Annotated in this window: 16 protein-coding genes; 5 read left to right on the forward strand and 11 right to left on the reverse strand. The window is 63.1% G+C overall.

Annotated elements, in window-relative coordinates:
* Positions 1-55 precede the first annotated feature (55 nt).
* Entirely contained in the window at positions 56-1453 is a 1398-nt protein-coding gene (gene miaB / locus AC4NN3_RS11060; RefSeq protein WP_491927152.1) for a tRNA (N6-isopentenyl adenosine(37)-C2)-methylthiotransferase MiaB, read from the forward strand.
* On the opposite strand, the gene AC4NN3_RS11065 is transcribed toward miaB, so the two are convergent.
* The 4 genes from AC4NN3_RS11065 to AC4NN3_RS11080 all read right to left on the reverse strand — a co-directional run bounded on the left by AC4NN3_RS11065 (position 1450) and on the right by AC4NN3_RS11080 (position 2774).
* Complete coding sequence (locus AC4NN3_RS11065) at positions 1450-1728, reverse strand: helix-turn-helix domain-containing protein (protein WP_491927153.1); 279 nt, start codon at positions 1726-1728, stop codon at positions 1450-1452. The two genes, miaB and AC4NN3_RS11065, sit on opposite strands and share 4 nt — an antisense overlap.
* Positions 1697-1969, reverse strand: coding sequence for a BrnT family toxin (locus AC4NN3_RS11070; RefSeq protein ID WP_491927154.1), 273 nt, complete (start codon positions 1967-1969; stop codon positions 1697-1699). Before AC4NN3_RS11070 ends, AC4NN3_RS11065 begins: the two co-directional genes overlap by 32 nt.
* Before the next feature lie 164 nt (positions 1970-2133).
* Positions 2134-2541 (reverse strand): type II toxin-antitoxin system VapC family toxin, encoded by a 408-nt coding sequence (locus tag AC4NN3_RS11075; RefSeq protein ID WP_491927155.1) that lies wholly within the window; start codon positions 2539-2541, stop codon positions 2134-2136.
* On the reverse strand, positions 2538-2774 hold the full coding sequence (locus AC4NN3_RS11080; RefSeq protein ID WP_491927156.1) for an AbrB/MazE/SpoVT family DNA-binding domain-containing protein: 237 nt from the start codon (positions 2772-2774) through the stop codon (positions 2538-2540). Before AC4NN3_RS11080 ends, AC4NN3_RS11075 begins: the two co-directional genes overlap by 4 nt.
* 272 nt (positions 2775-3046) lie before the next feature.
* Between AC4NN3_RS11080 and AC4NN3_RS11085 the strand changes: the two genes are divergently transcribed.
* The 3 genes from AC4NN3_RS11085 to AC4NN3_RS11095 all read left to right on the forward strand — a co-directional run bounded on the left by AC4NN3_RS11085 (position 3047) and on the right by AC4NN3_RS11095 (position 5646).
* A complete protein-coding gene (locus AC4NN3_RS11085; RefSeq protein ID WP_491927157.1) occupies positions 3047-4078 on the forward strand; it encodes a PhoH family protein in 1032 nt (343 codons plus the stop codon).
* A gap of 26 nt (positions 4079-4104) precedes the next feature.
* Entirely contained in the window at positions 4105-4548 is a 444-nt protein-coding gene (ybeY, locus tag AC4NN3_RS11090; RefSeq protein WP_491927310.1) for an rRNA maturation RNase YbeY, read from the forward strand.
* Positions 4549-4731: 183 nt separating this feature from the next.
* The gene (locus AC4NN3_RS11095) at positions 4732-5646 is read left to right on the forward strand and encodes a hemolysin family protein (protein WP_491927158.1); all 915 of its coding nucleotides are present in this window, start codon (positions 4732-4734) and stop codon (positions 5644-5646) included.
* An 83-nt stretch (positions 5647-5729) separates the two neighbouring features.
* On the opposite strand, the gene infB is transcribed toward AC4NN3_RS11095, so the two are convergent.
* The 4 genes from infB to rimP are packed head-to-tail and all read right to left on the reverse strand — an operon-like array spanning position 5730 to position 11531.
* Entirely contained in the window at positions 5730-8579 is a 2850-nt protein-coding gene (gene infB, locus AC4NN3_RS11100; RefSeq protein ID WP_491927159.1) for a translation initiation factor IF-2, read from the reverse strand.
* Positions 8572-9273 (reverse strand): RNA-binding protein, encoded by a 702-nt coding sequence (locus AC4NN3_RS11105; RefSeq protein WP_491927160.1) that lies wholly within the window; start codon positions 9271-9273, stop codon positions 8572-8574. The genes infB and AC4NN3_RS11105 overlap by 8 nt, the downstream gene beginning before the upstream one ends.
* Positions 9274-9302: 29 nt before the next feature.
* Positions 9303-10913 (reverse strand): transcription termination factor NusA, encoded by a 1611-nt coding sequence (gene nusA, locus AC4NN3_RS11110; protein ID WP_491927161.1) that lies wholly within the window; start codon positions 10911-10913, stop codon positions 9303-9305.
* Entirely contained in the window at positions 10914-11531 is a 618-nt protein-coding gene (rimP, locus tag AC4NN3_RS11115; protein WP_193337637.1) for a ribosome maturation factor RimP, read from the reverse strand.
* A gap of 652 nt (positions 11532-12183) precedes the next feature.
* Between rimP and AC4NN3_RS11120 the strand changes: the two genes are divergently transcribed.
* A complete protein-coding gene (locus AC4NN3_RS11120; protein WP_491927162.1) occupies positions 12184-12453 on the forward strand; it encodes a hypothetical protein in 270 nt (89 codons plus the stop codon).
* 49 nt (positions 12454-12502) lie between these two features.
* On the opposite strand, the gene AC4NN3_RS11125 is transcribed toward AC4NN3_RS11120, so the two are convergent.
* The 3 genes from AC4NN3_RS11125 to metK all read right to left on the reverse strand — a co-directional run bounded on the left by AC4NN3_RS11125 (position 12503) and on the right by metK (position 15044).
* The gene (locus AC4NN3_RS11125; RefSeq protein ID WP_491927163.1) at positions 12503-12886 is read right to left on the reverse strand and encodes a winged helix-turn-helix transcriptional regulator; all 384 of its coding nucleotides are present in this window, start codon (positions 12884-12886) and stop codon (positions 12503-12505) included.
* Positions 12887-12990: 104 nt separating this feature from the next.
* Complete coding sequence (gene trmB / locus AC4NN3_RS11130) at positions 12991-13704, reverse strand: tRNA (guanosine(46)-N7)-methyltransferase TrmB (RefSeq protein ID WP_491927164.1); 714 nt, start codon at positions 13702-13704, stop codon at positions 12991-12993.
* An 83-nt stretch (positions 13705-13787) separates the two neighbouring features.
* Positions 13788-15044 (reverse strand): methionine adenosyltransferase, encoded by a 1257-nt coding sequence (gene metK, locus AC4NN3_RS11135; RefSeq protein WP_491927165.1) that lies wholly within the window; start codon positions 15042-15044, stop codon positions 13788-13790.
* Between the last annotated feature and the right edge of the window lie 81 nt (positions 15045-15125).

Here is a 15125-nt window from a genome sequence, read left to right on the forward strand (position 1 = left end):
ACCACAAGGGTTGCAGGTGCTTTGATAAGCGCGCGTCCTCTGGTATGAGCCGGCTATGACCGAGATGCGCGCCAATACCAAGAAACTCTTCATCAAGACCTATGGCTGTCAGATGAATGTCTATGACAGCGACCGCATGAGCGATGCGCTGGCGCCGCACGGCTATGAAACCACGCTCGACATGGCCCAGGCCGACCTGGTGCTGCTCAATACCTGCCATATTCGCGAAAAGGCCAGTGAGAAGGTGTTTTCCGAACTCGGCCGGCTCAAGGAGCTGCAGGGCGAGCGCCGTGCCATGGGTGGCGACATGCTGATCGGCGTAGCCGGCTGCGTGGCCCAGGCGGAGGGCGAGGAGATCGCCCGCCGTGCCCCCGTGGTCGATATGGTCTTCGGCCCGCAGGCCTATCACCGCCTGCCGCAGATGCTGGCGCGCGCTGAGGCGCAGCGCCATCTGCATCCTGCGCTCAAGACCCCCATCGTCGATACTGATTTCCCCGAGGAAGACAAGTTCGAGCACCTGCCGGCGGCGCGCAAGGAAGTCACCATCAAGCGCGGCCTGACCGCATTTTTGACGGTGCAGGAGGGCTGCGACAAGTTCTGCAGCTTCTGCGTCGTGCCCTATACCCGCGGTGCCGAAACCAGCCGCCCGGTCAGCCAGGTCATTGCCGAGGCGCGCGGCCTGGTCGATGCCGGGGTGCGCGAAATCACCCTGCTGGGCCAGAACGTCAACGCCTATCACGGGCTGGACGCCAGCGGCCGCAGCACCAGCCTGGGCGAACTGGCCTATCTGCTGGCCGAAATCGAGGGGCTCGACCGCCTGCGCTACACCACCAGCCATCCGCGCGACATGGATGATGGGCTGATGGCCGCCCATCGCGACCTCGATATCCTGATGCCCTATCTGCACCTGCCGGTGCAATCGGGTTCGGACGCCATCCTTAAGGCAATGAACCGACGTCATACGGCCGCCGAATATCTGGATGTGATCGGCCGCATCAAGACGGCGCGGCCTGACATGGCTCTTTCTGGCGACTTCATCGTCGGCTTTCCCGGCGAGACCGACCGCGATTTCGAGGACACGCTCAAGATCATCGCCGATGTCGGCTATGTCTCGGCCTATTCCTTCAAATATTCCACCCGCCCCGGCACGCCCGGCGCCAATCTGGGCGATCAGGTGCCCGAAGCGGTCAAGAACGAGCGGCTGTGGCGGCTGCAGGATCTCGTCAACGCCCAGACCACGGCCTTTCATGCGTCCTGCGTGGGCAAGACCCTGCCCGTCCTGATCGACCGTCCCGGCCGCATGCCTGGCCAGGTCGGTGGCCGCTCGCCCTATCTGCAGGCCGTGCACCTGGATGGCTCGCCCGACCTGATCGGCGCGGTGCATCAGGTCGAGATCGTCGGGACAAGCACCAATTCGCTGGTCGGCCGGCTCAAGGCAGCGGTGGCGGCTTAGGCGACGGCCTTCGCCACCATGTCGGGATGCTGGGCGATGACCCGCACATAGGCAATGGCAAAATCGGGCGCGGTCACGCGCGCCTGTTCCCAATCACGCAGGGTGCCGACCGGGACATGGAATCGGCTGGCGAACTCGGCTTGCGAGAGGCCAAGATCGGTCCGTGTCATCCGGATCAACCGCGCACGCTGACCCCGATCGAGCGCTTCTGCCGTGACGTCAAAGTCTTCGGTGTCAGACGGGTCAGCGGGAAGCACGATATTGTCTTTCTTCATTTCTGTTGCTCCTTCGCACGGACATGAACCGCGGCAAGTCATCTCGCCAGGTGAATACGCCGGTAAACAGCCGGTCTTCCACCAGGCCGACCACCTTGAATCGCTCTTCCTGATCCACCGTCCTGATGGAGGGGATGATGAGGTGGGCGCGGTCCTCAAAGATCCGATCGCCAAACGCCAGCGACAGCTGATGCTTGGCGATATTGATCGCATCCTTGCCTGGGTCGAACCTGTCCGACATGGTGGCACTTTATACGGGATTTCCGCATAAAGTGCAAGATTTCGAACAAGATGCCTGCTTCCATTTGCCTTTGGCATAGCCTGTGTCCCCATTCCGCCAATAGGACAGAGGTCGTGGGACGAAGAACAATAAGGGTTCGGAAGATTTAAAACCGCGGCGGCGGCTCAGGCGCGCGGCGGCGCTATAATCTCGATATCGGGGAAATAGGTCTGGTACTTTCTGGCGTCGCGCGTCAGCAGCGGCAATAGGCTGACCGCTGCGTGAGCGCCGACAAAGAAGTCGGCAAGGATGTTGGATCGTGACCCGCCCGCCGGGCGATATTGCGCAAATGCTTTGCCGGCGAGAAACAGAGCGGATGTTGGGAGGTGGTGCATTTCGATGCCGGCGGCTTCAAGAAAGCCATCCAACTCTTCGATGCGATCAAATCCCACAGAGAGTTCGGCATAGATGATGTCGTTTATGAGCAGGGCCCCCCGAAGCGAGGCAATTTCCAGCTTTTGCTGCGACCAGTCTGCCCAGTTCGGGTCATCGGTGGCCACATCAATAAGGACGCTGGTATCGATCAGCGTCACGGCTCGCCACGCAGCATTTTCATGATCTCATCCGTATTGAGGTCTGTTGTCGCACGCCCCCGCAACTTGGCGAACCGGCTGGGCCGCGCCGCCGTCCCGTCAGCTTTGCTCAGGACGATCTCGCCTTTGTCATTGCGGTGGAAATCTACCCGCATACCGGGCTCGATGCCGAGAAGGTCGCGCACGGGCTTCGGGATTGTAACCTGACCTTTGCTGGTGACTGCTGCACTCATGGGTTTCTCCACGGTAAGGAACGGTATCTTGAAGGTATTACCTGTGCCTCTTCAGTTCAAGCGGTGGCTGCCCGCGCTGCCATTCGGGCATAGCCCTCATGGCCTTCTTGCCTCAAATCGCTCCACCGGAGCGATTGTGCCCTTGGCAACGGCTCGAAGCGTCACAATATTGCTACAGACAGGGCAACCAAATCGGCCTAGCCTTGTTTTGTAGTCGCGGCGCAAGCCCGCAGCCGCGCTGAGCGTGGAGCCACACCAGTTTGAGCAGGCATTTGTCCCCGACCGCAGACAACGCACTCGCATCCCAACTCGAACTCGCTTTTGAAGACAATCGCCTGGCTGCCCAGCTCTATGGCGACTTCGACCAGAACCTGGCGCTGATCGAACAGCGCCTCAAGGTCTCAGCCATTCCCCGCGGCAATCATGTTCTGCTCAAGGGCGCCGCCAGCGCCGTCGATCAGGGCCGTCGCGTCCTCGAATCGCTTTATGGCAGTCTCGAAGAAGGCCGTACCGTCGACATTTCCGAAGTCGATGGCGTCATCCGCATGATCCAGACCGAAGACAGCCAGCTCACCCTCCCCACCCTCGAGCGCAAGGGCAAGGTGCGCATGGCCCAGATCGCCACGCGCAAATCCACCGTTGTCGCCCGCACCCCGTCCCAGGACGGCTATATGCGCGCCATGGATCGGGCCGAACTGGTTTTCGGCGTGGGTCCGGCCGGTACCGGCAAGACCTATCTGGCGGTGGCCCATGCCGCGAGCCTGCTCGAACGCGGCGATATCAACCGCATCATCCTGTCGCGACCGGCTGTGGAGGCCGGCGAGCGCCTAGGCTTTCTGCCCGGCGACATGAAGGAAAAGGTCGATCCCTATCTGCGTCCGCTCTATGATGCGCTCTACGACATGATGAAGCCGGAAAATGTCGAGCGCTGCATCACCTCGGGCATTATCGAAGTGGCGCCGCTGGCCTTCATGCGCGGCCGCACCCTGGCCAATGCCGTGGTGATTCTCGACGAGGCCCAGAACACCACTTCCATGCAGATGAAGATGTTCCTGACCCGCCTGGGCGAGAATTCCAAGATGATCATCACCGGCGATCCGACCCAGGTCGATCTGCCGCGCGGCGAGAAATCCGGGCTGGTCGAGGCGGTCAATCTGCTCGACGGGGTCGAGGGCGTCCATATCACCCGCTTCAACGACAAGGATGTGGTGCGTCACGCCCTGGTGGGCCGCATCGTGCGCGCCTACGAGGCCGACACCGCCAAGCGCCTGGCCGAAAAGGCCATCGAAGGGGCATCCCGCTGAGCGACCTTCCCCTCGAGATTGCCATCATCCGCAATGACGACGCCTGGCCGGAGGATCTCGATCCTCTGGCCGAGCGCGCCGTGCTCGAAGCGCTCAAGCAGTCCGGGGCCCGGGTCAAGGGCGCCGCCGAACTGGCCATCGTGCTCACCAATGACGAGGAACAGCACGCGCTCAACCAGCAGTGGCGCGGCAAGGACAGCTCGACCAATGTGCTGAGCTTTCCCCAGATCGAGCCCTTCGGTCCCGTGCGCGGCATTCTGGGCGACATCACCATGGCGCGCGAAACCCTCGAACGCGAAGCCGTCCAGCAGGGCACCACTTTCCCCGATCATTTCACCCATCTCGTGGTGCATGGATTTCTGCACATTTTAGGCTATGATCACCTTACCGATGTCGAAGCCCTGCAAATGGAGGGCCTCGAAACCCGGATCCTGGCCAGCTTGGGGATCGCCGATCCCTATGCCGACTGAGACCGGACCCAGATCGACCGGCGAATTTCGCCCTTGCAAGGACAATGAGCTGCCAGCGGGCAGCGAGCAAACATGAACGACAGCGACACTCTGGCCCACTCGGCGCCTGCCAAATCCGAGCCTCCTTCTAGTCCCGCCTCCGTGCCTGCACGGAGGCCATCACTCTGGAACCGTCTCAAGGCCATGCTGGCCCGCAGCACCGTATCGCTGCGTGACGATCTGCAGGTCGCCCTCGACGAGCAGGGCAGCGCCGAAGTCGCCGACTTCTCCGAGAGCGAACGCACCATCCTGCAGAATGTGCTCAAGCTGTCCAACGTCTCGGTTGGCGACGTCATGGTCGAACGCAGCGACATCCAGGCCATCGACATCGACGCCAATCTGGGCGATCTGCTGGCCCGCTTCCGCCATGTCGGCCATTCGCGCCTGCCGGTCTATGACAACGGGCTCGACAACATTCTGGGCTTCATCCACGTCAAGGATGCGCTCAGCAAGATTACCGCGCCGGTGGAGGACACCACCAAGGCCGTGCCGGTCAAGCTGATCTCCACCGTGCTCAAGCAGAAGCTGAGCAAGTTTGACGGCCTGCGCACGGCAATGTTCGTGCCCACCTTCATGCCGGTGGGCGATCTGCTGCAATCCATGCGCGCCAGCCGGGTGCACATGGCCATCGTCGTCGATGAGTATGGTGGCACCGACGGTCTGGTGACCATTGAGGACCTGCTCGAGGCGGTGGTCGGCGAGATCGAGGACGAGCACGACGAACTGGCCGCTTCGCTGATCCGCAAGGTCGGCGTCGATACCTATATTGCCGATGCCCGCGCCGAACTCAGCGACGTTGTCGCCATGATCGGCCCCGAATTCGATCCGGGCGAATATGCCGACGAGGTCGATACCATTGGCGGCCTGGTGTTTGACCTGGCCGGCCATGTACCCAAGCGCGGCGAACGCGTTACCCGGCTGGACGGCTTTGATTTCGAGGTCCTGGCCGCCGACAGCCGGCGCATCAAGCGCCTGCGCATCATCCGCAAGCGCGACGCCGGTTCCCAACTCGCCATTACCGACCAGCGCAGCGACGGCCAGAAAGCCGCGGCCGAGTAACGCGCGGCCGGTTGCAGACCCTCAGACAGCAAAAAGGGCGCGGTTCACACCGCGCCCTTTTTCCTGTTCTTGATAGCCGCTGACTAGAGCGTGCGCTGCACGGTCTCGACGCGGAAGCACTCGATGACGTCGCCGGCACGCATGTCTTCGTAGTTCTCGAAGGCCATGCCGCATTCCTGGCCGGTCTGGACGTCCTTGACCTCGTCCTTGAAGCGCTTGAGCGTCTTGAGCTTGCCTTCGTGGATCACGACGTTGTCGCGGATCAGGCGCACGCCGGCACCGCGTTCCACGATACCCTCGGTAACCCGGCAGCCGGCAACCTTGCCCACCTTGGTGATCGTGAAGACCTCCAGGATCGAGGCATTGCCAATGAAAGTCTCGCGACGTTCGGGCTTCAGCAGGCCGCTCATCGCATTCTTCACGTCATCCACCAGATCGTAGATGATGTTGTAATAGCGGATTTCGATGCCGTCGCGCGTCGCCAGCTCGGTGGCCTGCTTGTTGGCACGGACGTTGAAGCCGATCACGATGGCATTGGATGCCGCTGCCAGGGTGACGTCGCTCTCGGTGATGCCGCCTACCGCGCTCATCAGGATCTGCGCCGACACTTCGTCGGTCGAGAGCTTGTTGAGGCTGGCCACGATGGCTTCGACCGATCCCTGCACGTCGCCCTTGATGATCAGCGGGAACTTGGCGATGCCGGCAACCTTGAGCTGATTCATCATCTGCTCGAGGCTGGTGGCGCCGCCGCCGGCCGTCTTTTCACGGATGGCGCGCTGACGATATTCGGTGACTTCGCGGGCCCGTGCTTCGGTTTCGACCACCGAGAAGCGATCGCCCGCGCTCGGCACGCCGGTAAAGCCCAGCACTTCCACCGGCGTGGAGGGACCGGCTTCCTTGACCTGCTCGCCCTTGTCGTTGATCAGGGCGCGCACACGGGCAAATTCGGTACCGGCGACGAGAATGTCGCCGATCGCCAGCGTGCCACGCTGCACCAGCACCGTCGCCACCGCACCGCGGCCGCGATCAAGCTTGGCTTCAATCACCAGGCCTTCGGCACGGCCATCGCGGGCCACCCGCAGCTCGAGCACTTCGGCCTGCAACTGGATGGTCTCGAGCAGCTTGCCCAGACCGTCGCCGGTCTTGGCCGACACTTCCACGTCCAGCACGTCGCCGCCCATCGATTCGACGAACACTTCATGCTGCAGCAGCTCGGTGCGGACCCGCATCGGGTCGGCATCGGGCTTGTCCATCTTGTTGATGGCCACGATGATCGGCACACCAGCCGCCTTGGCGTGCTTGATGGACTCGATGGTCTGCGGCATCACGCCGTCATCGGCCGCCACCACCAGCACCGCAATGTCGGTGGCCTGCGCACCACGGGCACGCATGGCGGTGAACGCCTCGTGGCCCGGGGTATCGAGGAAGGTGATGCGGGCGCCGTTCTTTTCCACCTGATAGGCGCCGATATGCTGGGTGATGCCACCGGCTTCACCCGAAACCACGCTGGCCTCGCGAATGGCGTCGAGCAGGCTGGTCTTGCCGTGGTCGACGTGACCCATAATGGTCACGACCGGCGCACGATCGGTCAGATCCTCGGCCTTGTCGTCCGCGGGCAGATCGTAGAGACCTTCTTCGACGTCCGCTTCCGACACGCGCTTGACCGTATGACCCAGCTCGGTGGCGATCAGCTCGGCCGTATCGGCATCGAGCACGTCATTGATGGTAGCCATCTGGCCCTGCGCCATCAGCATCTTGATGACGGTGACCGAGCGCTCGGCCATGCGGTTGGCCAGTTCGGCAACCGTAATGGCTTCGGGAATGATGACTTCGCGCAGCAGCTTGGGCGCTTCCTGCTGGTTGCGGCCCATCTTCTTGTCGCGGCGACGACGCATGGCGGCCAGGGACGGACCCTTGTCGCGATCGCTCTCGGCGCCGGCATTGGTAACGGTCAGACGGCCACGCGCATTGGCATCGGCACCCGCACGGCGGGTGGGACGTTCCGGGGCAGCACGCGACGCGCGCCGGGCATTTTCAAGCTCGGCTTCGGTGGTCGGACGCACCTGCGGGGTACCGGAGCGGATCTTGCGGCCATCGGCCTCGTTCGGGCCGGCGGGCGGCACATTGCCGATCGGCGCCATGCCGGCACCAACGGGACGGCGTTCGCCCGGCGGACGCGTAGCGGTGCCGGACGGACGCGCCGCGGCAGCCCCGGCCTTGATATAGGCATTGGCGCCGCGTTCGCTTTCCGGACGCGCATTGCTCGGGCGTTCCACCCGCGGTGGCCGGGGTGGCTGGCCGGGACGGCCGGCAACCACGCGCACGCTGGACGGACCGGCATTGCGCTGCGAGGCAGGTGTCTCTGGTTCGGCGTCGCCAGCCGGTGCAGCAGCGGCAGGTGCTGCTGCTGTCGCCGGTGTCGGCGCTGCGGCCTCGGCGGGGCCCGCCTCGGTCGCGGCAATGGCAGGTGCCTCGGCAGCAGGCTGCTCGACAATCGCTTCCACAGCCTGACGTTCTTCTTCGGCGCGGGCGGCCTCCTCACGGATCTGGCGCCGGCGGGCGTCATCTTCCATGCGGCGGGCTTCGTCAGCTGCGAAACGCTCCTTGTCCTCGGCCTGACGCGCACCGGCCAGGGCCAGTGCATTGCGGCGGGCCTCGGCCTCTGCCGCCGACAGCCCCAACGGCGCGCGCGTCTGCTGGCCAGGACGGCCGGCAGGCGGGCGCTGATTGGCCGTGCTGGCGGGCGGGCGCTGTGGCGCGCCGCTCGGCACATTGGGCTTGGGGACCAGGCGGGTGCGCTTCTCGACGACCACCGTCGAGCGGGAAGGACCGCGCGACACGCCCGGACGGTTGCCCAGGCCTGGGCCGCCCTTCAATGTCAGCGTCTTCTTCGCGCCGTTGTCGTCGGTGCGCTTGTCGTCGTTTTCAGCCATGTATCTCGCGTCTTTCGTCGTGTTCCTCGGGCAAAACGTCACCGTCAACCGCAGGGCGGCCGGTGTCATTTTCCGTCAGTTTGGCAGTGAAAAGCGCCAGTCTTCTGGCTTTTTCTACTGCCGCTTGGGCTGCAGCCCCTCTTGTGAGGGCAGCATGTATCACATTTTCCATCCCGAGTGCCAAACCCATTTGCTCTGAGTCGAGCAATTCGAAATGGGGCACGTCGAAGCCGTTAATTTCTTCTTCCGCCGCAGCGTAATGCAGCGCCTTGAGCGGTCCAACCATCTTGCTGCGCCCGTCCTCGGCCGCATCGGTCGCCGTGATCAGCGCGATCAGGCTGCCCGTGGTGATCAGACTGCGCACTTTGGTGGCGCCGAAGGTCAGCTGGCCGGCCTTCCGCGCCATGCCCAGCGCATTGAGATAGCGCTGCTGCAGCCGCAGTTCGGTCAACCCCGGCAAATCCTCGGGCAGCGTCACCTCTTCCTTGAGGCTGCGCGCAAAAACCTTCTTCTTGACGGCTTCCGCCACCAGGGCCCGGTTGAGGCTGATCCAGACGCCACGCCCTTCGGCCTTGGCTTCCGTGTCGGGTACTAGCACACCATCGGGGCCGAGTACAAAGCGGATGAGCTCCGCCACGGGTTTTTCAACCCGCGTCAGAGCACACATCCTGGTCGTTTCTGCGCGCCGGGCCATTTCTGGTGCCCTCGCTAAGGTTTCGGCCGCTAGGCCGAAACCTCGTCAGTAGCAATCGCTTCGAGATCGGCTTCGTCTTCGGCCGGTACGTCCTCTGCGGCAATCCAGCCGGCCTTGATGCGGGCCTGCATGATCATGTCTTCAGCCTCTTCACGGCTGACCGGGAAGTCCTTGAAGGTGCCTTCAAAGCGCTTGGTCTCGCCATCCTTGCGTTCGCTCCAGCCGATCAGGTCGTCGGCGGCACAGCCGGCAAAGTCCTCGACCGTCTTGATGTCTTCCTTGCCCAGGGCCACCAGCATGGCGGCCGTCAGCCCGGCAATTTCATAGAGCTCGTCCTCGACGCCAAGCGCCTTGCGCTCGTCGTCATGGGCGCGGTCGATGGCGGCCAGATATTCGGCGGCCCGGTTCTGGATCTCGCCGGCAGTCTCTTCGTCGAAGCCGTCGATGGAGGCGATTTCATTGGTGTCGATATAGGCCAGTTCCTCGACCGAGGAGAAGCCTTCCGACGCCAGCAGCTGGGCGACCATCTCGTCGACGTCCAGCGACGCCATGAACAGGCTGGAGCGCTCGGTGAATTCCTTCTGCCGGCGTTCGCTTTCTTCCTGTTCGGTCAGGATGTCGATATCCCAGCCGATCAGCTGGCTGGCGAGACGCACATTCTGGCCACGACGGCCGATGGCCAGCGAGAGCTGTTCATCGGGAACGACGACTTCGATGCGCTCGGCCTGCTCGTCGAGCACCACCTTGGCCACATCGGCCGGCTGCAATGCGCTGACCACGAGGTCGGCAATGCTGTCGGTCCAGGGAATGATGTCGATCTTTTCGCCCTGCAGCTCGCCAACCACGGCCTGCACCCTGGAGCCGCGCATACCGACGCAGGCGCCCACGGGGTCGATCGAGGAATCAGAAGAGGTCACGGCGATCTTGGCGCGGCTGCCCGGATCGCGGGCGATCGAGCGAATGGTGATCACGCCATCATAGATCTCGGGCACTTCCTGCATGAACAGCTTGGCCATGAACTGCGGATGGGTGCGGGAGAGGAAAATCTGCGGGCCGCGCTGTTCGCGGCGCACGTCATAGACATAGGCGCGGACACGGTCGCCATAGCGGAACATTTCGCGCGGGATCAGCTCGTCGCGGCGGATAATGGCTTCGCCACGCCCCAGGTCGACGATCACATTGCCATATTCGACGCGCTTGACCGAACCGTTGACGATCTCGCCGATGCGGTTGATGTATTCGTCATACATGCGCTCGCGCTCGGCATCGCGCACCTTCTGCACGATGACCTGCTTGGCCGACTGGGCGGCAATACGGCCGAATTCCATCGGTGGCAGCGGCTCGGTCAGGAAGTCGCCGACCTTGGCCTCGGGGGACTTGATCTGGGCGTGCTTGAGATCGACCTGGCGGCTGGTTTCTTCCACCGTCTCGACGATTTCGAGCAGGCGCCACATGCGCGTCTCGCCCGAGCGGGGATTGATCTCGACCTTGATCTCGGTCTCGGCGCCGTAGCGGCCCTTGGCGGCCTTCTCCATGGCGTCCTGCATCGCTTCGATCACGACCATGCGGTCGATCGACTTTTCACGGGCTACAGCATCTGCAATCTGCAGGAGCTCAAGTCGGTTCGCGCTAACGGCCATTTAGTGTGTCTCCTCAGAGATGTCGTCATCATTGTCGATTTCGACCGTTTCGGTCTCGTCGTCGTCAAGCGGGTGCTGTTCCTGGTCTAGCCGCGCCTTTTCCATCAGCGCATCGGTCATCACCAGCTTGGCTTCGCCGATCGAGACGAGCGGCAGATGGTGGTCCGGATCAGTGCCGGCGGGCGCGTCGGGCAGGGTGATGGTCACCGTATCGGCATCCACCGCCTTGATGAAGCCGCGGAACCGCTTGCGGCCATTGAGCATGTCGCTGAGCTCGATCTTGGCCTCGTGACCGATATGGGCGGCAAAATCGCGCTGGCGCACCAGCGGCCGGTCAATGCCCGGCGAGCTGACTTCCAGGTGATATTCCCGCTCGATCGGGTCTTCCACATCCAGTACCGGCGAAACATCCTTGGACAGGGTCTCGCAGTCCACGATGGTGAAGCGGCCATTCTCGTCTTCGGCCATGATCTGCAGCGTCATGCCGTTTTCCTGGGTGATGCGCACCCGGACCAGGGCATAGCCCAGGCTGTTGGCGACGGGTTCGACAATGGCCGACACCCGGGCTTCCATGCCCGTTTCCTTGATATAGCGCTTGGCGGTGAGATCGAAGCTCATCGGTCCCTTCGGATAATAAAAAAGAGCGGGGCCGGGAGGCGCCCACTCTGCAAACCTGCTGAGATGTTGGCCTCTGTATAGCGCCGAACCGAAGTTACCGCAAGGGCAGGCGAAGGAGGCAGGTACGACGGCCGCCCGCCGCCCGCCGCCACTCGTCCATGGCCTCACCCCGACCTGCAGGGGTCGCAGGGGAGCCGGTCGGCCAATCCCGCCCCCACCTCCCCCTCAATGTGACCGGAAATGGCCGCTTTGGGGCTTGCCAAGCGGGTTGCTCGATGGTCAGCTCGACTGGCGAAGAGGTCCGGCCCGAATACTTTTCGGTTTTTCGACGTTTTTTTTATCGTCGGCGGGGCTACCGCAAAAAGGCCAGATTTGCCGTCCGCTGGCGGCAGGTTCAAGCTGGTTTTGCCGCCCTGACCGGCCTTTCGACGGGACCGGAACGGCCGCTCAGGCCCGCGTTGCCGGACCGTCACATAGTCGAAACACAGTCACTCAAAGCATACTGACGCACATCGTAATGCCTTGATATCCTTTGGAAAACTCTCGGCAGTCGCGCTGAAAGTTCAAGCCCCCGATGGCGCGATTTCTGCACTTGAGGATCCCTCCGGTCAGGATCATTTCCAGGGTGTTCAAAACGAAAGGAACACTCGAAATGATCAAGAACACAGTAATCGCCCTCGTTGCCGCTGCCTCCATCTTCGGCGCTGCCGCTCCCGCAATGGCCGGTGCCTTTGGCGACGGCGATGCCGATTCCCGCCAGTTCGTCTCGGAAATCATCCTGGCCGGCCTGCATGACAAGGGCGTGAATGCCACGTCGGTTGAAGAATGGGGCGATCTGGTCCGCGCCTATGTGGTCCAGGCCGATGGCACCGAGACCATGCAGTTCTTTACGCCGGTCCAGCTGCAGCCCGTCTCCCTCTAGACTGGCCGACCACGGCGCCGCCGGACCTGGGTCCGACGGCGCCCGTATGCTAGGCGGGATGGATGAGCCGGATCACCGGCTCGCCGCCCGCGGCATCGAACTGCCGTCTTGCCGCTTCCACCTGGGCGCGATTGCGCGCCGCAAAGACCCGCCAGCGATCGGCCAGTTCCAGCAGCTCCACGCCCAGTTCGGTCAGCTCATAGTCGACGCGCGGCGGAATGGTCGCAAAGATCTTGCGCGTGACGAAGCCGTCGCGCTCGAGATCGCGCAAGGTGGTGGTGAGCATTTTTTGGGAGATGCCGCCGGCATGGCGCTTGAGTTCGGAAAAGCGCAACGTTTCGGCGCGCAGCAGCGTTACGATGATGAGGGTCCATTTACCCGGTCGCACCACCAGCACGGCGTCATCGGGCTGAAAGCTTTGCGATAGGGACATGACGCGCCTCGGAAACGATAAAGCAAGCTCCGCATATGGGGGGGCGGCGCCCGCAGTCTAGTGTCCGGCAGATTAAAATTCTGACAGGGCAGCCATGCGCCTTGTCACGACCTGCGCACAAAACTCAGATAAAAACTGATCATGCGGCCTTCGCGGCGCGCCTTTTGCTCGTAGCGCGTAGCCTGCCAGCCCGGATAGGGCTCGTGCCAGTCGCCAGGCTGCTGCGGGATCATGGCGAAGTCTGGACTGCGCACGATATGGGCCAGCGTCCAGTTGGCATAATCCTCGATATCGGTGGCAAAATGAAACATGCCGCCCGGCCGGATCACCCGCGCCAGGGCGTCCAGCGTGGTGGGCGACACAAAGCGCCGCTTGTGGTGGCGCGTCTTGGGCCAGGGGTCGGGATAGAGCAGGTAGACTTCGTCCAGGCTGGCATCGGGCAGGGCCGTGAGCAGCTTGAGCGCGTCGTCGGTATAGAGGCGGATATTGCTCAGGCCCTCGGCCGCAATGGTCTGCACCATCTTGCCGATGCCCCCGGTAAACACCTCGCAGCCGATATAGCCGGTTTCGGGATGGCTGGCGGCCTCGAGCGCCAGATGCTCGCCCCCGCCATAGCCGATCTCGACGATGATCTTCTTGGCAGCGGGAAACAGGCTGCCCGGATCCAGCGTTCCGTCCAGCTTGATCTCGAGGTCGGGCAGGGTGGCATCGAACAGCGCCTGCTGTCCGCCATGCAGTTTCTTGCCCGAGCGCCGGCCGAAAAAGGCACGGGGCGCGCCATCGCGCGTCTTGGGCAGCTGGTGGTCGGGCTTGCTCATCGGTCTCGCATCATCAAAAAAGCACCTTGTCCCCGACGGCGCAGAGACAAGGTGCATGGTAGCAGGCTTTTGATCGGTCAGCGTTACTTCACGGCAGCCTTGAGGGCGGCGACCAGATCGGTTTTTTCCCAGGAGAAGCTGCCGTCGCGACCAGCCTTGCGGCCGAAATGGCCATAGGCCGAGGTCTTGGCATAGATGGGCTTGTTGAGATCGAGATGGGTGCGGATGCCATGGGGCGACAGGTCCATCACCTTGGAGAGGGCCGCTTCAACGGCTTCCTCGGCGACCGTGCCGGTATCATGCAGGTTCACATTGATCGACAGCGGATGGGCGACGCCGATGGCATAGCTGAGCTGGATGGTGGCGCGCTCGGCCAGGCCCGCCGCGACGACATTCTTGGCCAGATAGCGTGCGGCATAGGCCGCCGAACGGTCCACCTTGGTCGGATCCTTGCCCGAAAACGCGCCGCCGCCATGCGGGGCCGCGCCACCATAGGTGTCCACGATGATCTTGCGACCGGTCAGGCCCGCATCGCCATCGGGGCCGCCGACCACGAACTTGCCGGTCGGGTTGACGTGCCAGACCGTGTCCTCGGAGATCCAGCCCTCGGGCAGCGCCTGGCGGATATAGGGCTCGACGATCTTGCGCACATCGGCCGAGGTCAGGGTGTCATCCAGGTGCTGGGTCGACAGCACGATCTGGGTGACGCCGACGGGCTTGCCGTCCTCGTAGCGCACGGTCACCTGGCTCTTGGCATCGGGGCCGAGCGCCTTGGCCGGGCCGGTGCCCTCCTTGCGGGCGGCGGTCAGCACTTCGAGAATCTTGTGCGCGTAAAAGATCGGCGCCGGCATCAGCTCGGGGGTTTCGCGCGAGGCATAGCCGAACATGATGCCCTGGTCGCCGGCGCCCACATCCTTGTTGCCGCTGGCATCGACGCCCTGGGCAATGTCGGCCGACTGGCCATGCAGCAGCACATCGATGCGCGCCGTCTTCCAGTGGAAGCCGGACTGCTCATAGCCGATGGCGCGAATGGCCTTGCGGGCGGCGGACTTGAACTTGGACGGGTTGACCACCGGATTGCCGGCAGCGTCGAGCAACTGCTTGCCTTCCTTGTCCTTCTTCAGCAGCGAATCGGGGACGCGCACTTCGCCGGCAATGATCACGCGATTGGTGGTTGCCAGCGTTTCGCAGGCGATGCGCACGGCGCCAGCGTCCATGCCGGCCTTCTTGGCCTCGCGGAAAACCAGGTCGACGATTTCGTCGCTGATCCGGTCGCATACCTTGTCCGGATGACCTTCGGAGACCGATTCCGAGGTGAATACAAAAGACGACCTGACCACGCAAAATCCCCTAGGCTGGCTGAAAAGGGCTCAAAACAAGCCATTCGGACAGGTTTGTGACACCCAAAGCCTAACCGGTCA

The organism is Devosia sp. MDV22-iso42 (assembly GCF_058629155.1).